Annotated in this window: 16 protein-coding genes, 1 pseudogene and 1 riboswitch; of the genes and pseudogenes, 9 read left to right on the forward strand and 8 right to left on the reverse strand. The window is 65.5% G+C overall.

The window, feature by feature from the left end; genetic code table 11:
• The first annotated feature begins 136 nt into the window (after positions 1-136).
• The 9 genes from P1P91_RS09715 (at position 137) to azu (ending at position 9,682) form a co-directional block, all read left to right on the forward strand.
• The gene (locus tag P1P91_RS09715) at positions 137-529 is read left to right on the forward strand and encodes a glutaredoxin family protein (RefSeq protein WP_311882274.1); all 393 of its coding nucleotides are present in this window, start codon (positions 137-139) and stop codon (positions 527-529) included.
• 206 nt (positions 530-735) lie between these two features.
• Entirely contained in the window at positions 736-2,355 is a 1,620-nt protein-coding gene (locus P1P91_RS09720) for an ABC transporter substrate-binding protein (RefSeq protein ID WP_311882275.1), read from the forward strand.
• A 91-nt stretch (positions 2,356-2,446) separates the two neighbouring features.
• Positions 2,447-3,493 carry an ABC transporter permease gene (locus P1P91_RS09725; protein WP_311882276.1) on the forward strand — a complete coding sequence of 349 codons (1,047 nt, stop codon included), beginning with the start codon at positions 2,447-2,449 and terminating at the stop codon, positions 3,491-3,493.
• Positions 3,490-4,461: an ABC transporter permease gene (locus P1P91_RS09730; protein WP_311882278.1), complete on the forward strand. Its 972-nt coding sequence runs from the start codon at positions 3,490-3,492 to the stop codon at positions 4,459-4,461. Before P1P91_RS09725 ends, P1P91_RS09730 begins: the two co-directional genes overlap by 4 nt.
• 37 nt (positions 4,462-4,498) lie before the next feature.
• Positions 4,499-5,515, forward strand: a complete 1,017-nt coding sequence (locus P1P91_RS09735; RefSeq protein WP_311882280.1) for an ABC transporter ATP-binding protein — start codon at positions 4,499-4,501, stop codon at positions 5,513-5,515.
• Positions 5,512-6,594 (forward strand): ABC transporter ATP-binding protein, encoded by a 1,083-nt coding sequence (locus P1P91_RS09740; protein WP_311882281.1) that lies wholly within the window; start codon positions 5,512-5,514, stop codon positions 6,592-6,594. Before P1P91_RS09735 ends, P1P91_RS09740 begins: the two co-directional genes overlap by 4 nt.
• A 52-nt stretch (positions 6,595-6,646) precedes the next feature.
• Positions 6,647-7,564 (forward strand): LysR family transcriptional regulator, encoded by a 918-nt coding sequence (locus P1P91_RS09745; protein WP_311882282.1) that lies wholly within the window; start codon positions 6,647-6,649, stop codon positions 7,562-7,564.
• Between the two features lie 65 nt (positions 7,565-7,629).
• Entirely contained in the window at positions 7,630-8,940 is a 1,311-nt protein-coding gene (gene pepQ / locus P1P91_RS09750) for a Xaa-Pro dipeptidase (protein WP_311882283.1), read from the forward strand.
• Positions 8,941-9,214: 274 nt separating this feature from the next.
• Positions 9,215-9,682, forward strand: a complete 468-nt coding sequence (gene azu, locus P1P91_RS09755) for an azurin (RefSeq protein ID WP_311882285.1) — start codon at positions 9,215-9,217, stop codon at positions 9,680-9,682.
• A gap of 281 nt (positions 9,683-9,963) precedes the next feature.
• On the opposite strand, the gene P1P91_RS09760 is transcribed toward azu, so the two are convergent.
• The 8 genes and pseudogenes from P1P91_RS09760 to P1P91_RS09795 all read right to left on the reverse strand — a co-directional run bounded on the left by P1P91_RS09760 (position 9,964) and on the right by P1P91_RS09795 (position 18,004).
• Positions 9,964-11,196 (reverse strand): CynX/NimT family MFS transporter, encoded by a 1,233-nt coding sequence (locus P1P91_RS09760; RefSeq protein WP_311882287.1) that lies wholly within the window; start codon positions 11,194-11,196, stop codon positions 9,964-9,966.
• 211 nt (positions 11,197-11,407) lie between these two features.
• Positions 11,408-12,127 (reverse strand): annotated as a pseudogene (locus P1P91_RS09765) (cobyric acid synthase); the annotation flags it as partial.
• 4 nt (positions 12,128-12,131) lie between these two features.
• Entirely contained in the window at positions 12,132-12,599 is a 468-nt protein-coding gene (locus tag P1P91_RS09770) for a hypothetical protein (protein ID WP_311882289.1), read from the reverse strand.
• 345 nt (positions 12,600-12,944) lie between these two features.
• Positions 12,945-13,385, reverse strand: a complete 441-nt coding sequence (locus P1P91_RS09775; protein WP_311882291.1) for a YtoQ family protein — start codon at positions 13,383-13,385, stop codon at positions 12,945-12,947.
• A 114-nt stretch (positions 13,386-13,499) separates the two neighbouring features.
• Entirely contained in the window at positions 13,500-14,270 is a 771-nt protein-coding gene (locus P1P91_RS09780) for an ABC transporter ATP-binding protein (RefSeq protein WP_311882293.1), read from the reverse strand.
• Complete coding sequence (locus tag P1P91_RS09785; protein WP_311882295.1) at positions 14,270-15,253, reverse strand: FecCD family ABC transporter permease; 984 nt, start codon at positions 15,251-15,253, stop codon at positions 14,270-14,272. The genes P1P91_RS09780 and P1P91_RS09785 overlap by 1 nt, the downstream gene beginning before the upstream one ends.
• Positions 15,253-16,167 (reverse strand): cobalamin-binding protein, encoded by a 915-nt coding sequence (locus P1P91_RS09790; protein ID WP_311882297.1) that lies wholly within the window; start codon positions 16,165-16,167, stop codon positions 15,253-15,255. The genes P1P91_RS09785 and P1P91_RS09790 overlap by 1 nt, the downstream gene beginning before the upstream one ends.
• Positions 16,157-18,004, reverse strand: coding sequence for a TonB-dependent receptor domain-containing protein (locus P1P91_RS09795; RefSeq protein WP_311882298.1), 1,848 nt, complete (start codon positions 18,002-18,004; stop codon positions 16,157-16,159). Before P1P91_RS09795 ends, P1P91_RS09790 begins: the two co-directional genes overlap by 11 nt.
• A 160-nt stretch (positions 18,005-18,164) precedes the next feature.
• A riboswitch (cobalamin riboswitch) is annotated at positions 18,165-18,404 on the reverse strand.
• Positions 18,405-18,420: the final 16 nt, after the last annotated feature.

The following is an 18,420-nucleotide window of genomic DNA, read 5'->3' on the forward strand; positions in this document are numbered from 1 at the left end:
AAAGCCACGGTGGAAAAAGCCGGTTGAACGACGCCAGAGCCTAGCACGCCAGCGGTATCCGCTCACGCCGCAGGGTGACAAACGCGAATGCGTATTGCACGATGGTCGAAGATTTCATGGCATTCAAGGAACGCCGATGCGTATTGTAATCCGCTATTTCTTCCGCGGCCTGCGCCTGGTGCTGGCGCCGGTGATGCTCATTTCCGAAAAGCTCTCCACGCCGAAATCGGTCGAGCGCAGCAAGGCCGAGCAGGCCGAGGTCGACCGCGCCTGCGACAAGCTCGCGCTCTACCAGTTTCGCACCTGCCCGTTCTGCATCAAGGTGCGCAAGGAAATGGCCCGGCTGGGCCTGGATATCGAGCGCCGTGACGCCCAGCTCGACCCCGAGCGCAAGCAGGAGCTCAAGGAAGGCGGCGGCCGGGTCAAGGTCCCCTGCCTGCGCATCGAAAACGACGACGGCCGCGTCGAATGGCTATACGAGTCCGACGACATCAACGCCTATCTCCATCGCCGCTTCGGCGCTGCCTGAGCCTTCCCGGCCGGCAAGCGCCGGCTGCCCCGCCCTGACTCATTCGCCGGATGAATACCCCCTGTCATTATTTCGATTGTGCCTTGGCGGCACGCCGGCCAACAATCAGTAACGAAACGTCCATAAAGACTCCCCACAACAACCGCCCGTTGTTATCCGGCAACGGCCAACAATAAACACCCAACAATAACCACAGGGACTTCATCATGACCGTGACGACCAGCTCTCGCACTACCGTCGGGCCGCGCATTAAAAAGACGCTGCTGGCCACTGCTATCTCCGCCACCCTTGCCGGCGCCGGCCTCTTCGCCACCGCCGCCCAGGCGGAAAACACCCTGCGCATGGCCTACGACGCCGACCCGGTCTCGCTGGACATTCACGAGCAGCTCTCCGGCGGCATCATGCAGCTCTCCCACCTGCTGTTCGACCCGCTGGTGCGCTGGGACCAGTCGCTCAACTTCGAGCCGCGCCTGGCCACCGACTGGGAGCAGGTGGACGACACCACCATGCGCATGACCCTGCGCGACGACGTCACCTTTCACAGCGGCAACCCCTTTACCGCCGAGGACGTGGTCTGGACCATCGAGCGGCTGAAGCGCAGCCCGGACTTCAAGGCAATCTTTGACCCCATCGCAAGCGCCGAGGTCGTCGACGAGCACACCGTCGAGATCAACACCGTCAGGCCCTACCCGCTGCTGCTCAACCTGGCCACCTATATCTTCCCCATGGACAGCGAGTTCTATTCCGGGAAGGCCCCGGACGGCGACCCCAAGGACGAGATCGTCAAGAACGGCAACTCCTACGCCTCCACCCACGTCTCCGGCACCGGCCCCTACACCGTGGTGGAGCGCCAGCAGGGCGTGCGCACCGAGTTTGCCCGCAATCCCGACTACTGGGATGACGCCTCCCCGGGCAACGTCGACACCCTGGTGCTGACGCCGATCAGCGAAAACGCCACCCGGGTCGCCGCCCTTCTCTCCGGCGACGTGGACTTCATCGCCCCGGTGCCGCCCAACGATCTGGAGCGTGTGCGCCAAAGCGACGACGCCAAGCTGGTCACCATGTCCGGCACCCGCATCATCATGCTGCACATGAACCAGAAGCGCGTGGAAGCCTTTGAAGACCCCCGGGTGCGCAAGGCGTTTGCCTACGCCGTCAATCAGGAAGGCATCGCCGACCGGCTGATGAAAGGCTTTGCCACCCCGGCTGCCCAGATGTCGCCGGAAAGCTACGTGGGCCACGTGGACTCGCTCACGCCGCGCTACGACGTGGCCAGGGCCAAAGAGCTGATGGCCGAGGCCGGCTACGCCGACGGCTTCGAGATCAGCATGATGTCGCCCAACAACCGCTACGTGAACGACGCCAAGATTGCCCAGGCGGTGGCGGCGATGCTGGCACGCATCAACGTCGACGTGAATCTCAAGACCCTGCCCAAGGCCCAGTACTGGGGCGAGTTCGACAACCGCGCGGCGGACATGATGCTGATCGGCTGGCACGCCGACACCGAGGACAGCGCCAACTTCCACGAGTATCTCACCGCCTGCCCGGACGCCGACAGCGGCGCCGGCCAGTACAACGCCGGCAACTACTGCAACCCGGAGCTGGACAAGCTGGTCATGGAAGCCAACCAGGAAATCGATCTGGAAAAGCGCGCCGAAATGCTCCAGCAGGTCGAGCAGACGCTTTACGACGACGCCGCCTTCGTCCCGCTTCACTGGCAGGACCTGGCCTGGGCCTCCGCCGTCAACGCCGAGATCGAGCCGGTGCTCAACGTGATGAACTTCCCCTACCTCGGTGACCTGGTGGTACACGACAACGCGGAATAGTCCCGTCGTTCGAGTGCCTTGACCAACCCGCTTGACGACGCGCCCCGCCCGGGGCGCGTTGCTCCCCTGTTGCCGCTACGGGACATTCTCCATGATCGCCTTTCTGATCAAGCGCCTTTTTCATGCCCTGCTGGTGATGTTTGTCATCAGCCTCATCGCCTTCGCCATTCAGGACAACCTGGGCGACCCCATTCAGCAGCTGGTGGGCCAGTCGGTGCCGGAGAGCGAGCGCGAGGCCCTGCGCGAAGAGTTCGGCCTCAATGACCCGTTTATTACCCAGTACCTGCGCTTTGCCGGCAATGCGCTGCAGCTGGATTTCGGCTATTCCTACGTGTTCAACCAGCCCACCACCGAGGTCATCGCCCGGCACCTGCCGGCCACCCTCGAGCTGGTGGCGGCGGCGACGTTTCTGATCATCGCGCTGTCGATTCCCATCGGCGTCTACAGCGCGATCAAGCCCCGGGCCTGGCTTACGCGGTTTTTCATGAGCGTGTCGATCGTTGGCATCTCGATTCCGGTGTTTCTCACCGCCATCGTGCTGATCCAGATCTTTGCCATCGGCATCAGCTGGGCGCCCTTCCCCGCGGATACCGGCTGGGGCGCCTGGCTCAACGACGTGCTCTCCACCGAGGGCGGCATGCCGGCCTACGGCCGGGGCGATCCGGTGCCGGTGTTCGGCCCCTGGGAAACCAACTTCTCAAGCCTCGACGGGCTCAAATACCTGGTGCTGCCGGCGGTGTCGCTGGCCTCGATCATGCTGCCGCTGTTTATCCGCCTGATCCGCGCCGAAATGCTCGAGGTGCTGCAGTCCGACTACGTCAAGTTTGCCCGGGCCAAGGGCATTTCCATGCGCCGCATCTACTTTCTGCACGCGCTGAAAAACACCATGCTGCCGGTGATTACCGTGGGCGGGGTGCAGATCGGCACCCTGGTGGCCTACACCATTCTCACCGAGACGGTATTCCAGTGGCCGGGCATGGGGCTGATGTTTCTCAACGCCATCCAGCGCTCGGACATTCCGCTGATCGTCACCTACCTGATGATCGTGGGCCTGATTTTCGTGATCACCAACACCCTGGTCGATCTGATCTACGGCCTGGTCAACCCCACCGTCAAACTTACAGGGAAGCCCGCATGAGCCAGCCGATCCCCACGCCCGAAACCCAGGCCAAGGCCCTGCCGGCGCTGCCCGGCCGCTGGGCGCGCTTTCGCGATTCCTACCTGCTTTACAGCTTCAAGCGCGACGTCATCGCCCAGCTCAGCCTGCTGACCTTTATCGCGCTGCTGGCCGCCGCGGTGCTCGCTCCCTGGATTGCGCCGGTGAACCCCTACGACCTGGCCCAGATCGATATTCTGGCCTCGGAGCTGCCGCCCTTCTGGGTCGAGGGCAGCGACCCGGCCTACTGGCTGGGCACCGACGCCCAGGGCCGGGACATGCTCTCCACCATTCTCTACGGCGCCCGGGTCTCGCTGGTCATCGGCTTTGGCGCGGTGGCGCTGCAGGCGATTCTCGGCGTGAGCTTCGGCCTGATGGCCGGCTACCTGGGCGGCCGCGTGGACGCTTTCCTGATGCGCATGGCGGATATCCAGCTATCGTTTTCCACCCTGATGGTGGCGATCATCGTCGGCGCGCTGGTCAAGGCGGTATTCGGCGGGGCCACCTTCAGCGCCTACGCCGTGCCGCTTCTGGTGGTGATCATCGGCCTGGCCGAGTGGCCCCAGTACGCGCGTACCGTGCGCGCCTCGGTGCTGGCGGAGAAAAGCAAGGAATACGTCGACGCCGCCCGGGTCATGGGGCTGAAAAGCCGGCGGATCATGTTTCGCCACGTGCTGCCCAACACCCTGTCGCCGATATTCGTGATTTCCACGGTGCAGATCGCCAACGCGATCATTTCCGAAGCGGCGCTGTCGTTTCTGGGGCTGGGCATGCCGGAAACGCACCCGTCCCTTGGCTCGCTGATCAAGGCCGGCTTTGACTACATCCAGTCCGGCTCCTGGTGGATCACCCTGATCCCCGGGGCGGTGCTGGTGGTGCTGGTGCTGTCGATCAACCTGCTGGGCGACTGGCTGCGCGACGTGATGAACCCGCGTCTTTACAAGGGCTAAAGGCATCAACGCTAAAACAACAGGGGCTCAAGACACTATGGCACTGCTGGAAGTCAACCACCTCGACGTCCGCTTCGCCCTGCGCAAGGGCGAGGTGCGCGCCCTGCGCGACGTCAATTTTACCCTGGAGCGCGGCGAGCGGCTGGGCATCGTCGGCGAGTCCGGCGCGGGCAAGTCCGTGGCCGCCTTTGCGCTTTTGAACCTGATCGCCAAGCCCGGCTTCATCGCCGGCGGCGAGGTCAACTTTGACGGCAAGACGCTCAACCACATGGGCGAGCGCGGCCTGCGCCGGGTTCGCGGCAACCGCATCTCGATGATCTTTCAGGATCCGATGATGACGCTCAACCCGGTGCTCTCCATCGGCGAGCAGATGATCGAAGCGATCAAGGCCCACCGCCGCACCGGCACCAAAGCCGCCCGCAAGATTGCCCTGGACCGGCTGCGCCAGGTGCAGATTCCCTCGCCGGAGGCGCGGCTCGACCAGTACCCCCACGAGCTTTCGGGGGGCATGCGCCAGCGGGTGATCATCGCCATCGCGCTGCTGCTCGACCCGGACATCGTCATCGCCGACGAGCCCACCACCGCCCTGGACGTGACCATTCAGGCGGAAATCATGGCACTTTTGCTCAGTCTCTGCGAAGAGCACAACGTGGGGCTGATTCTGATCACCCACGACCTGGGCGTGGTCAGCCAGGTTACCCAGCGCATGCTGGTGATGTACGCCGGCCGAGTGATCGAGCAGGGGCCCACCCGTGAGATCATCAACGACCCTCAGCACCCCTACACCCAGGGGCTGATCAACGCCCTGCCGCAAATGGCCACCCCCGGCGAGCCGCTCAACCAGATTCGCGGCAGCATGCCCTCGCTTGACAACCTGCCGAGCGGCTGCGCGTTTCATCCGCGCTGCGACTTTATTCGCCGAGCCGACGGCGAAGTGCGCCCGGCCTGCGTGGAACAGGTGCCGGGCTTCACCGTGTCCGGCAACTGCCGGGTCGCCTGCCACATGGTCGAAGAGCTGCAGCAGGACCGCCGCCTGAAGGAGGCAAGCCAATGAGCGCCGCCGCGACTCGCATTCCCGCCGTTGAGTATTCCGACACGGCCCAACACTCCGCTACCGCACAGCACGGAGAAACGCTGCTTCAAATCCGCGATCTGGAAAAGCGCTTTTCGCTCTCCGGCGACTTTCTCGAACAGCTCAAGTTCAGGCGCGGCAGGCTCGTGCGCGAGCAGAAGTTTGTCCACGCCATCAACGGCGTCAACCTCGACATTCAGCGCGGCGAGGCGCTGTGCGTGGTGGGCGAGTCCGGCTGCGGCAAGTCCACCGTGGCGCGCACGGTCATGGGGCTATTGCACCCTTCCGCCGGGGAAATACGCTACGACGGCACCCGCATCGACACCCTGAGCACCAAGGCGCTGATGCCGTTTCGCCGGCGCATGCAGATGATCTTTCAGAATCCCTACGCCTCGCTCAATCCGCGCATGACCATCCAGCAGACGCTGGAAGAACCGGTGCGCCTGCACCACCCCGACTGGAGCCGCCGGCAGGTGGCCGACCAGGTCGAGCGGGTGATGGCCTCGGTGGGCATCGACCCGGACTGGGGCAAGCGCTTCGGCCACGAGTTTTCCGGCGGCCAGCGCCAGCGCATCGCCATCGCCCGAGCGCTGGCGGTGGACCCGGAGTTCATCGTCGCCGACGAGCCGATCTCGGCACTGGACGTGTCCATTCAGGCCCAGGTGCTCAACCTGTTGATGGACGCCCAGCGCGAGCGCGGGCTGACTTACCTGTTCATCACCCACGACCTGGCCGTGGTCGAGCACTTCGGCACTCGCGTCGCGGTGATGTATCTGGGCACGGTGTGCGAAATCGCCGACACCGCCACGCTGTTCGCCCGGCCGCGCCATCCCTACACCCGGGCGCTGCTGTCGGCCATTCCGCGCCTGGACGACGACGGCCCCCGGCATATTCGTCTGGAAGGCGAGGTGCCCACGCCGGTGGAGCTGCCTTCGGGCTGCGTGTTCCACGGCCGCTGCCCCCACGCCAACGCCCGCTGCCGGGAAGAAATCCCGGCGCTGCAGCCCCAGGATGACGGCGTGCGCGTGGCGTGTCACGCTGTGGAAGAGGGCCGTATTTAAACGGCAAGGCCGCCTGAAAGCGGCCACCTTCTTCTAACGGACAGAACAGACCATGGAAATACGCTGGCTGGAAGACTTCATCGCCCTGGCCAGAACGCGGCATTTCTCCCGCGCCGCCGACGAGCAGCACGTGACTCAGCCGACGTTTTCCCGTCGCATCAAGCTGCTGGAAGAAGAAATGGGCGCGACGCTGATCAACCGGCAAACGCTGCCGTTGTCGCTCACCGCCGAGGGCGAGGAATTTCTCGCCCTGTGCGAAAAGATCACCGAGGGCGTACGCGTAACCCGGGAGCGCATCCGCGATATCAGCGCCGGCCACGACCGGCGCATCGCCGTGGCCGCGCCGCAGAGCCTGCTGGCGCACTTTCTCCCCGAGTGGCTGGCCGCCACGGGCCTCGAAGGCCGCGTTGAGCCCTACCTGCGCGCCACTGGCTGGGTTGCAGCGGACTACTTCAAGGCGCTCAACCGCGGCGAGTGCGACCTGGCGCTGTGCTACTGGCCCCTTGAGCGCTGCGACCTGGAGCTGGATAATAGCGCCTGCCGCTACCGCACCCTGGGCTACGAGCACCTGATTCCGGTCAGCGCCCCCGCGCCCGACGGCACGCCGCGCTTTACCCTGCCGGCCAGCCGCCGTTCGCCTGTCCCCTGGTTTGCCTATCCCAGGCTCGGGCTTTTAGGGGCAGCGCTAAAGACGCACCTGGCGCGCCTGCCCGAGGCCCCCGGTCTGGCGGTCAAAAGCGAGAATCTCTACGCCGCCGGCATCAAGGAGCTGGTCGCCCTGGGCTACGGCGTCGGCTGGCTGCCCGAACGCAGCGTACGCCGCGCGCTAGCGTCGGGCACTCTGGTGCGCGCCGGCGATACCCGTTGGGATGTCCCCCTGGCACTGCGCCTTTACCGCCACCGGCATCACCACCACGCCGAGCTGGATGTTCTCTGGGGCGAGCTTGCTGCGACGGAGGCCTCGCGCTGATTCGCCGGCGCCGACCGCAGTGGCTTCTCCCCGCTTTTCCCACACACGCCCACAACGGAGCTCCCATGGCCGATACCCTTGATCGCCTGCAAAAAGATCACATCCAACGGCTGTTAACGGCCTACCGCGAGCTGATGCGCCAGCACGAGCTGGACGCCATCGCGCTTTACAGCGGCCACGCCCTGCCCCACTACGGCGACGACCAGTACCCCGAGTTTCAGGCTAGCGGGCACTTCATGCACTGGACGGCGCTGCTTGAGGCCCAGCACAGCTGGCTTGTAATCACCCCCGATGCCAAGCCGCGGCTGGTGCTGCACGCGCCCACGGACTTCTGGCATCTGACGCCGTCGCTTCCCGACGAACCCTGGGTCGGCGAGTTTGATATCGAGCTGGTCAATGAAGCCACCGCCCCGGCGCTCAAAGGTCGGGTGGCGCTGATCGGCAACGTCGAAGCGCTGCAGGACGGCCCGGTTGCCGTGCCCCACGGCGAGGCCAACCCGCCGGCGCTGACACATGCCCTGGACGAGCTGCGCCTGTACAAAAGCCCCTATGAGATCGCCTGCCTGCGCGAAGCCAATCGCCTGGCCATGGCCGGCCACGAGGCCGCCCACGCCGGCTTTGCCGGCGCCGGTGCCGAGCTCGATATTCAACTCGCCTACCTCGGCGCCAGCCGCCAGCGCGAATCCCACGTGCCCTACGACAACATCGTCGGGCTCAACGAACACGCCGGCGTGCTGCACTACCAGCACTACGACCTGAATGCCCCGACCGGGCGCTACAGCCTGCTGGTCGATGCCGGGCGGCGCTTTCGCGGCTACTGCTCGGATATTACCCGCACCCACGCCGGCCCGGACGCCCCGGCGCTTTTTGGCCGGTTGATCAAGGCCATGCACGAGCTCAAGGATTCGCTGGTAGCCGATGTTGCTCCGGGCGTTGACTACGCCAGCCTGCAGCTTTCCATGCATCGCCGGCTGGCCGACATCCTGGTCAGCCACGATCTCTACCGCGGCACCGCCGACGACTGCGTGGCAAGCGGCGCCACCCGGGCCTTCTGCCCCCACGGCGTGGGCCATTCCCTGGGCATCCAGGTGCACGACGTGGCCGGGCTGACCGCCCCGGACGGCACCCCCGCGCCGGCCCCGGAAGACCACCCGGCGCTGCGGCTTACCCGCACCCTTGCGCCGGGCATGGTGGTCACCATCGAACCGGGGCTCTACTTTATTCCCATGCTGCTGGAGCCGCTGCGCCATACCGACGTGCCGGTCAACTGGCCGCTGGTCGAGCAGCTCCAGCCCTGCGGCGGCATTCGCATCGAAGACAACGTCGCGGTCACCGCTAGCGGGTTTGACAACCTCACGCCCAAAGCCGCTATCTGAGGTTTCCCCCGAGGGAGAAAACACCTCGCTGATCGATGCTACGCGATAAAGTCGCTGAACTTTTCCCTCGGCGGCCAGTCTTAATCACCAGTTGAACAAGCAGCGCGGCTTCTTGACAGACGCCGTCAGGCGCACAAGAATGGAACGCGCTTTATTCATTACGGACGGCAAGCAGCACTCGGCAACGTCCTCAGCCACGGCGAACGTTGCCACCGTCGTTGCGGACACTTTGCACGTCAAACCCCGCTAGCCAAAAAGAGTAAGGACCGACATCATGAAAACATCCTGGATGCTGATTCCCGCCGCCGCTATTGCCGCCATGGCGTTTGCGTCTCCGACCATGGCCGCCGACGAGTGCGAACTGACCATCGAAGGCGATGACCAGATGCAGTTCAACAAGGACGAAATGAGCGTTCCGGCCAGCTGCGACGAAGTCACCGTTACCCTCAAGCACACCGGCGAAATGGACGTCAGCGCCATGGGCCACAACTGGGTGCTGTCGGATTCCGACGTCTATGAAGACGTCGCCAAGGACGGCATGGGCAAAGGGCTGGAAAACGACTACCTGCCCGAGGATGACGAGCGCGTCATCGCCCACACCGAGGTTGTCGGCGGCGGCGAAGAAACCAGCGTGACCTTCTCCACCGAAGGCCTCGAAGATCGCGATCTGACCTTCTTCTGCTCCTTCCCGGGCCACTACGCGTCCATGAACGGCAGCTTCACCGTCACCAAGGAAGACTAAAGCGGCCAAGTACCGGGCCGCGAGCTCGAGCCCCGCTTTACCCAAGCGCCGGCAGGCTAACGCCCGCCGGCGTTTTTGCGTGTGGAGAACGGTGCAGGCACACCAGCCCGCCATGTACTATCCAGCCCGTCATGTGTCATCGCGAGGCTTCACGCCGAAGCGATCTCGGTTTTGTGATCGTGGAGGCAAACCCCGAGATGGCTTCGCAAGCTCGCCATGACGCGGCAGGCTTGCGTAGGAGGCCGGCTCCGCCGGGCAATGCAGGCCCAAGGCCTGCCGGCTTACTGCCCCGGGCTCTGCATCACCTGCGGGTAGCGGGCAGGACTAAAGCGCAGGGTAACGACCAGCATGGTAACGATGCCTATCGCGAGCAGCGCCCAGGCGGCAATAAAGCTGCCGGTCGTTTCGCGCAGGATGCCGCTGATCCACGGCGAGAGCGCGTTGAGCATAAAGCCGAAGCCCTGCATGAAGGCGGCCAGCCGCCCCGCCGCTCGGGCGTCGGTCAAGTGATCCAGCGCCAGTATCAGCCCCAGCGAGAAGCACGCCCCCAGACCAAAGCCGGCAATGGCATTCCACCAAAGCGCCAGCGACTGCGGCATGAAGATAAAGCCCAGATACCCTACCAGCTGGGCGATGAGGCTTGCCGCCAGCAGCCAGCGGCGGTCGGTGGTTTTTTGACGCTGGGCAATGGCCGGCATGGTCAGCGCGGCCAGCACCTGGAAGATCGTCATCCACGCCAGCAGCCGGCCGCCGGCCACCGCGCTCCGGCCCAGCTCCTGATAGTACACCGGCAGCCAGGTCACCACGCTTGAATAGCCTGCGTTGATCACCCCGAAGTACAGCGCCAAAAGCCAGGCGCGCTTCAGCCGCCAGGGGCGCACGCCCTCAATGGCCGTGGCATCCGCCGGCGCTGCCGCCCGGCGGCGAAAGATCAAGAACCAGCCGGCAAGCGTCACCAGCGCCGGCATCCACCAGATGCCCACGCCCAGCTGCCAGCCGCCGAGCTCGGCAATGCGCGGGCTGACCCAGGCCGAGAGCCCGCCGCCGGACATCAGCGAAGCCGAGTAAAGCCCCATCACCAGCGGCATCCGCGCGCCAAAGCGGCGCTTGACCAGCCCCGGCACCAGCGCCTGGATCAGCGCGATGCCGGCGCCGCCCAGCAGCGCGGTGGAAAGCAGCGTAAGCCCGGTGCCGTAGGCCTGACGCAGCGCGCAGGCCACGCCGATGGCACCGAGAGACAGCATGATGCCGCGACTTTCGCCGAGCAGGCGCGCGATCCGGCCGCTGGCCAGCGCCACCGCCCCCATGCACAGAAACGGCAGCGTCGTCAGCCAGGCGAGCACCCCGTAGCCCAGCCCCGTGGCGGTGCGGATGTCTTCCATCAAGGGGCTCGCCGAGGCCAGCAGCGGGCGCAGGTTGAGCCCCAGCGCCATGATCAGCAAAACCCCGCCGACAAACTGCAGCGTTTCGGTATGATCCGCTGTACGGCTGGCCGTACTGCTCGGTGTCGTCATCGTCGCCTCGCGGTGGTTCGGGGACAGCTCACCCTTTTAACACGCTGGCGGGCGAGATGGTATCCAGACGGGTCATTTTAGCCGGCGCTGCCTGCGCCAAGGCGCTACGAGCGCTTCAGGCGGGAGTCAGCAGCGCCAGCACGGCGCTGATATCCAGGTGCTGCTCCAGCGTATCGGCCAAACGTTCCAGCTCACCCATGGGCGCCTGGCCGTCTTCGGCGTTCAGGCGCAGCTCCTGCACGTACGGCAGCGTGCCCAGCACCGGCTTTCCGGTATGGTTTTCCAGCCAGTCCACCCCGGGGTTGAGCAGGTCCATGGCGCCGCGAAAGCGGTTGATTACCAGTCCGCGGGTGCGCGCCCGTTCGGACTCGCCAAGCAGCGCCAGCGTCCCCACCAGATGGGCGAATACGCCGCCGCGATCGATATCGCCCACCAGCAGCACCGGGCAGTCTGCCGCTTCGGCGAAGCCCATGTTGGCGATATCGCCTTCGCGCAGATTGATTTCCGCCGGGCTGCCGGCGCCCTCGGCGATGATGACGTCATGGCGAGAAGACAGCCTGCGCCAAGCAGCCATCACGCTTTCTTGAGCGGTGCGCTTGAAGGCGTGGGCGCTGGAGGCATGATAGCTCAGCGCATCCATGTGGGCGTAGTGCCGGCCGCGCAGGACGACTTCGGCGCCGCGGTCGCTTGAGGGCTTCAGCAGCACCGGGTTCATGTCGCTGTGCGCCGCGACACCGGCGGCCCGAGCCTGCAGTGCGGTGGAACGGCTGATCTCTCCGCCGTCCACGGTCGCCACGCTGCTCGGAGACATGTTCTGCGGCTTGAACGGCGCCACCGAGACTCTCCGGCGCTTGAGCAATCGGCACAGCCCGGCTACCAGGGTGCTCTTGCCCGCATCCGACGTCGTGCCCTGGATCATCAGCGTAGGCATGCCGCTATCGGTCCAGAATTTCGCGCAGAATCAGATGAATCACCGCGTCTTCCGGGCGGTCATAGCCGCGGCGACTGTTACCGTCGTAGCGCCGATACTCCTCGTCATAGCGCGATTCGCCCAGGATCTGGCGCAGGCGCGCTTCGTGTTCACGCTCAAGCTCGCGAAAGGCGCGCTCCCGGGCCCACTCGGAGCGAAAGCGGCGGTTTTCCAGACGCCGGTAGTCGCGCTCGCGGCGGCGCTCGAAGCGCCTCAGCGCGCGGCGTTGCCGGCGTTCCAGCTCATGGTTTCGGTGGCGCCAGCCGTGATCCTTGCGAGTCGCGCCGCTATAGCCGTCGGTGGCGCCGGAATAAGCGTCGGTAGCCCCGCTATAGCCGTCGTGGTAGCGGTCGGCATGGGCGCTGCCTGCGCCCAGCGCCAAGGCCAAAACGGCTAGCAGAACAAGAGCCGGCAATCGGGTAACGCCTTGCATAAGTATCCTCCGTTATCGCTGGCGCCAGTATACCGACGAGCAGCATCGCCGAAACCGATAGCCGGCAAAGTTCTTATTCGCTGCCATTTTCTTGCTGAGCGCCTGGTTTCGCCCGGCGCGGGACGTAAGCCTTGACGCCCTCAGAGGCGATTCGCGGGAAGCCCACCGCCACGCCCTGGAGGAAAGCCTGCCTCTTGCAAAGCTCTTATGCATCAACCAGCCGCGGGAGGCCGGCTCCGCCGGGCGCGCATCCTCCGGGGATCTTGCAGAGTTTCACGTACCGCAAAAAAGCGCCCCGCCGAGGCGGGGCGTTTTTACGTTGCCTCGGCGCTTTTCAGCGAGGCCTCAGGCCTTGAGCACGTAGCGCAGGATTTCCACGACCTGGTCGGTGGTGGTGCACCAGGCCTGGGCATCGGCGTCCACTTCCTTGAGCGGATGGACGATGTCTTCGCTGTGCAGCGTGACGTAGGGCTTGTCCAGCGCCGCGCAGTAGCCGGCGTCGAAAGCGGCGTTCCACTGCTTGTACTTGTCGCCGAAGCGTACCACTACCATATCGCTCTGCTCGATCAGCGTACGGGTGCGGATGGCGTTGATCTTGGACGATTGATGGTCGCGCCAGAACTGCTTGTCTTCGGCACCCAGGTGGTCACCGGCAGCGTCGCTGGCGTCGTGGTCGGTGACCGGCGCGGTGAACACCACGTCCAGACCGGCGGCTTCGGCGCCGCGCTGAATCTCGTCTCGCCAGTCGGTATGAATCTCGCCGGAAAGATAAACGTAAAAACTCATGGTGATCTCCTGCTGTTGGTCAAAAACACTGAGCCACGAAACGGCCCATGATAGCCCATAACAGGTTTATGGAAAATACTTCCATAGATATGGCAATCCACCATGGCAGCAGCCTCAGGGATTGATCGGCACAAACACCGGCGCGCCGTCCACTTCCACCACGCTCAGCCGCTGCCGATAGAGCCGCTCCAGCGCGCCGGGCTCAAGCATCGCGCGGGCCTCGCCCCAGCAGGCCTCGCCGTCCGGGTACAGCAGCAGAACATGGCTGCACCAGCGGGCGGCAAGGTTAAGATCGTGCAGGCACAGCATCAGCGCCCTGCCGGCCGCCGCCCGATCGTGCATCAGCCCCATGACCGCGCTCTGGTGGTGCAGATCCAGGTGGTTGGTGGGCTCGTCCACCAGCCACACCGCCGGGTCCTGGGTGAGCAGCGTGGCCATGGCCACCCGCTGGCGCTCGCCGCCGGAGAGCGTGTGGGTCAGCCGGTCTCCCAGGTGGGCCACGTCCAGCCGCTCAAGAGCTGCCCGCACCCGCTGTGCGTCTTTCGCACTCTGCCGCTGCCAGCAGGAGAGGTACGGATGTCGGCCGATCATTGCGGTTTCGGCCACCGTTGCGGGAAAGCCGTCCGTCCGCTCCTGAAATACCAGCCCCAGCTTTTGCGCTATCTGCCGGCGGCGCAGCCGGGCAAGGGGCGTCTCGTCCAGCCTTATCTCGCCCGCCCGGGCCGGGATGAGGCCGGCAAGCGTATGCAGAAGCGTGGTTTTGCCCGCGCCGTTGGGGCCCAGCACGCCCCACACCTGCCCGGGCTCCACGGCCAGATCCAGCGGTCTGCCGCTCTGACGGCCGGGCACGTCGATAACCAGGCCGGTCGCTGACAATACCCCCATCAGCCACTCCGGTAGAGCAGAAAAAGAAACGTCGGCACGCCCAAAAGCGCAGTAATCACCCCCACCGGCAGCTGCTCCGGGGCAATCACCGTGCGCGCCAGCGTATCCGCCAGCAGCAGCAAAGTGCCGCCGGCCAGCGCGCAGGCGGGCAGCGTCAGGCGCTGGTCGTTGCCCAGCACCAGACGCAGCATGTGCGGCACCACCAGCCCTACAAAGCCGATGCTGCCCGCCGTCGTTACCGCCACGGCGGTAAGCAGGCTGGCCATGGCGTAAATGCCCCATTCCAGCGGCCTAGCCTCGACGCCCAGCGCCGCCGCCTGCTGCGGCCCCCGGGCCAGCACGTTGAGGCTGCGCCCCAGCGGCATGAGAACCACGCAGGTAAGCGTCAGCAGTAACAGCGGCAGCCCCGGCGTACGGGCGTAGGAGAGATCGCCCATCAGCCAGTAGAGCATGCTCGGCAGGCGCTCGGCCGGCGTCATGGAAAGCATCAGGGTAATCATCGCCCCCCAGCCGGAGGCCACCACAACGCCGGTGAGCAAAAGCCGGGTAGGCGCCCAGCCGCCGCGGCCGTGGGCGAGCCCGAACACCAGCAGCGTGGAGAAAAGCGCGCCGCCAAAGGCCGAGGTGGAAGATAGCCAGCCGCCAAGCCCTAAAAGCATGGCCCCCAGCGCGCCGATGGCCGCGCCGCCGGAAATGCCCAGCACGTAGGGATCGGCCAAAGGGTTTCTCAGCAGCACCTGCATCAAGGCACCCGCCACGGCCAGAAGCCCGCCCACGGCAAAGGCCGAAAGCGCCCGGGGCAGGCGCAGCTCGACCACCATGGTGCGCGCCAGCGGATTGCCTTCGCCAAGCGCAATGGCCCAGAGCTGCTCAGGGGAAATGGAGGCGCTGCCCACGCCCAGCGATATACCCAGCGCCCCCAGTGCCCCCAGCGCCAGCAATGCCAGCGGTATTCCCGGGCGGCTGCCGGTGCGGGAAGGCATTACTCGGCGCCGCTCCCGGGGCGCGCCTGGTCAATACGCTCGCAAAGGCTTTGCGCGCCCTGCAGAAAGCGCGGTGTCGGCCGCACCAGCGGATCCGCCGGTACGGTATAGAGGTTATCTTCGGCCACGGCGGCCATGTTCGGGTACTGGCGCCAGTGCCCCAGCCAGTCGTTATCCATCGATTCCTCGTCGCTGCCGGTGATGATGACCTCGGGGTTTGCCTCAAGCACCGCCTCGTCGTCCAGGCGCGGCACCAGCCGGGGCTGGTCGCCAAAGACGTTGGCGCCGCCGCAGGCTTCGATCGCCCGGCCGATCAGATGCTCGCCGTTGAGGGTCATCAGCGGCGCATCCCACACCTGATAAAAGGTGCGCACCGGGTCGCGCTCGGCGTAGCGCGCCTCGAGCTTTTCCATGCCGTCAAGAAACGCCTCGGCCTCTTGCTCGGCGGTGGCTTCGCTGCCGGCAAGGCGGCCGATACGCTTAAGCGTACCGGCCACGCCCTCCACCGTGCGCGGCTCGATGTAAAACACTTGGGTGCCCAGCGACTCAAGCGTTTCCAGCTGCTCTTCCGGATTGCCGGTGACCCAGCCGATCACCAGGTCCGGCCGAAGGCCCACCAGCGCCTCCAGATCGATGCGGTTATAGTCCCCCACCGAAGGCAGCTTGCGCGCCCGGGCCGGATAGTCGCTGTGCGCCACCACGGCGACGACCCTTTCCCCGGCGCCGGCGGCAAAGGCAAGCTCGGTGGCGCCAGGCGACAGCGCCACAAGGCGCCGAGCCGGCGCTTCAAGGCAGACCCTGCGCTCCAGGTCATCCACCGCGCAGCGCTCGGCGCCCGTCGCGGCCGCGCCGGCGGCTGCCAGCCCCGACACGCCGAGTGTCAGGGCAGCGACGAATAATAGCCTAGCGCCCATCGATACCCACGCTCAGCATCACGCTGCGGCCGGGGTTTTCGTAGGCAAAGCCTTGAAAGGCGTCAAAGGCGGTGACGTAGTCCTTGTCAAAGACGTTGTCCACGTTGACTCGGGCAAACCAGGCCGGGGCAAAGCGCCAGGTAGTGCGCAGGTCGAGCTTGCCGTAGCCGCCCAGGCGCTTGTCGTTGGCGGCGTCGTTATAGCGGTGGTTTTCGGCAACCAAAGAGCCGCCCAGGGTCCAGTTGCCCAGCGTGCGATCCACGTCCAGGCGGGCAGACTGGCTGACTTCACGGGACAGGCGGTTGCCCGTCTCGCGATCTTCCGGGTCGGTATAGGCCAGTGCCGCCTGAATATCCCAGCCGTCCGCTTCCATGCCGCCTGACAGCTCTACCCCGCGAACGCGGGCTTCGTCGACGTTTTCCGGCTGGGTGACAAAGACGATCTTGTCATCGATATCGGACCGGTAGATCGCGGCGTCCCAGAACCAGCCGCCGTACTGGCCGCGAGCGCCCAGCTCGTACGTCCTGGAGGTTTCCGGCTGGACGTCGGGGTTGTTGGAGCCCGGGTAATAAAGGTCGTTGAACGTCGGTGCGCGAAACGCCGTGCCGTAGCTGGCGCGCAGGGTGTGGCGGTCGTCCAGATCATAGCCCAGCGCCAGATTGCCGGTGACCTCGTCGCCGTAGGCTTCGTTGTCGTCAAAGCGCAGGCTGGGCTGTACGGTCAGCGGGGCAAAGTCCAAAAGCCCCTGGGCAAACACCGCCTTGTTGTCGCGGCTGTCGGCGTTATACACCGTGGTGCTGTCGACCTTGTCTTCCAGATATTCGGCGCCGACCACCAGCTGGTGATAGCCGAACGTCAGGGTATTATCCAGCCGGGCAATGCGCGTTCTGGTATTGAACTCGCCGGGAAAGTCGGAAAAGTCTTGCATCTCGTCGCGAGACTCGCTGAGCGTTAGCCGGCTGGTCCAGCTTTCGCCGAGCTCCACTTCGCCATATACGCCTCCCACCTGCTGGACGAAGTCCTGCTCGCCGCCGATGTACTCGGTATTGCCCCGGGCGCGCAGGGCCAGCAGGCCGACTTCGGCGCCCCCGCCCAGTTGCTGAGACAGCCGCACCAGGCCGGTGGTGTTGTCGTAGGATTTTTTCTCGCCGCTCTCGCGCAGCTTGATACCGTCGGTGTCCAGACGGCTGGCGGCAAAACGGTAGCCGGTGCCGTCCTCGCTGCCGGAAATCGACGCGCTGGCGCGCCGAGTATCAAAGCTGCCTGCCCCCACAGACAGCGTCGGCGACGGTTCCCCCTCGCCCCGGGGGGTAAACAGCTGTACCACGCCGCCCATGGCGTCTGCGCCGTAAAGGCTGCCCCTGGGGCCGCGAACCACTTCGGCGCGCTCGAACAGGCGCGGGTCAAGAAGCTGCCAGGCAGCCCCGCCGCTGGTAGCTGACCCCAGGCGGATGCCGTCGATCATCATCAGCGTGCCGCTGTTGCCCGCACCGCGGATGCTGACGCTCGCCGTTTTGCCAAAGCCGCCGTTGGACGACACGTTGACCCCCGGCTGGCCGCGCAGCAGCTGGGTAATGTCGTTGGGGTTCTGGCGACGCAGGGTGGCTTCGTCGAGAACGGAGACGGACGACAGCGTTTGGTCAGCGGTCCGCGGTGCCAGGGTCGCGGTGACCACGACCGGATTAAGCTCATCGCGGTTCCCGGCCTCGTCCGGCGCGTTGACGCCCTGGGCATGAACGGTCAGCGTCGTCGCGGCCAGGCTAACGGACGCAAGCGTTTTGCCGGCGCGCGCTTTGCCGGAACATAAGCGGCCGGAGGTCGAAATATGGCTGAACATAGTGATTCCCTTGCTCATCGTGCTCACCCGCACGGATATCATCGTTTTATGCCGGGCGAGTCTTGATGGCAGGGTTGCAGCAGAGGGAAAAGCGCGCGCGCCTGTTTCCGCCTGCCGGCGCCCACCGCGCCACGGCCAGTGTTCCCGGTCCCGCCTTGCAGCGGGCCGGGTCGCTCAGGCCGGTCTCCGGGCTGACGAGCAAAAGGCTTACCCTTCGGGCGTTGGCCTTTATGCCGCAGCGCCCTTCCCGCGCGCTTTATACGTTGAGCATAAAGCGGCGCAGTGGCATGCGTTGCGGCTGTCTCGATCACCGTTGCGGGGGCAGCGTCGGATTGGGCACCGACTTCCCGTTTCACCGCCGTAAAAGCCTACGGCTGGCACCTGAGAGTGCGCGTAAGCTAGCAAGTTGCGCGCCG

The sequence above is a fragment of the Halomonas piscis genome, from assembly GCF_031886125.1.
GTDB classification, from domain to species: domain Bacteria; phylum Pseudomonadota; class Gammaproteobacteria; order Pseudomonadales; family Halomonadaceae; genus Vreelandella; species Vreelandella piscis.

Bases quoted from the DNA above. Each gene is read 5' to 3' on its own strand.
- P1P91_RS09715 (WP_311882274.1), top strand. From the start codon at position 137: ATGCGTATTGTAATCCGCTATTTCTTCCGCGGCCTGCGCCTGGTGCTG.
- P1P91_RS09720 (WP_311882275.1), top strand. From the start codon at position 736: ATGACCGTGACGACCAGCTCTCGCACTACCGTCGGGCCGCGCATTAAA.
- P1P91_RS09725 (WP_311882276.1), top strand. From the start codon at position 2,447: ATGATCGCCTTTCTGATCAAGCGCCTTTTTCATGCCCTGCTGGTGATG.
- P1P91_RS09730 (WP_311882278.1), top strand. From the start codon at position 3,490: ATGAGCCAGCCGATCCCCACGCCCGAAACCCAGGCCAAGGCCCTGCCG.
- P1P91_RS09735 (WP_311882280.1), top strand. From the start codon at position 4,499: ATGGCACTGCTGGAAGTCAACCACCTCGACGTCCGCTTCGCCCTGCGC.
- P1P91_RS09740 (WP_311882281.1), top strand. From the start codon at position 5,512: ATGAGCGCCGCCGCGACTCGCATTCCCGCCGTTGAGTATTCCGACACG.
- P1P91_RS09745 (WP_311882282.1), top strand. From the start codon at position 6,647: ATGGAAATACGCTGGCTGGAAGACTTCATCGCCCTGGCCAGAACGCGG.
- pepQ (WP_311882283.1), top strand. From the start codon at position 7,630: ATGGCCGATACCCTTGATCGCCTGCAAAAAGATCACATCCAACGGCTG.
- azu (WP_311882285.1), top strand. From the start codon at position 9,215: ATGAAAACATCCTGGATGCTGATTCCCGCCGCCGCTATTGCCGCCATG.
- P1P91_RS09760 (WP_311882287.1), bottom strand. From the start codon at position 11,196: ATGACGACACCGAGCAGTACGGCCAGCCGTACAGCGGATCATACCGAA.
- P1P91_RS09770 (WP_311882289.1), bottom strand. From the start codon at position 12,599: ATGCAAGGCGTTACCCGATTGCCGGCTCTTGTTCTGCTAGCCGTTTTG.
- P1P91_RS09775 (WP_311882291.1), bottom strand. From the start codon at position 13,385: ATGAGTTTTTACGTTTATCTTTCCGGCGAGATTCATACCGACTGGCGA.
- P1P91_RS09780 (WP_311882293.1), bottom strand. From the start codon at position 14,270: ATGGGGGTATTGTCAGCGACCGGCCTGGTTATCGACGTGCCCGGCCGT.
- P1P91_RS09785 (WP_311882295.1), bottom strand. From the start codon at position 15,253: ATGCCTTCCCGCACCGGCAGCCGCCCGGGAATACCGCTGGCATTGCTG.
- P1P91_RS09790 (WP_311882297.1), bottom strand. From the start codon at position 16,167: ATGGGCGCTAGGCTATTATTCGTCGCTGCCCTGACACTCGGCGTGTCG.
- P1P91_RS09795 (WP_311882298.1), bottom strand. From the start codon at position 18,004: ATGTTCAGCCATATTTCGACCTCCGGCCGCTTATGTTCCGGCAAAGCG.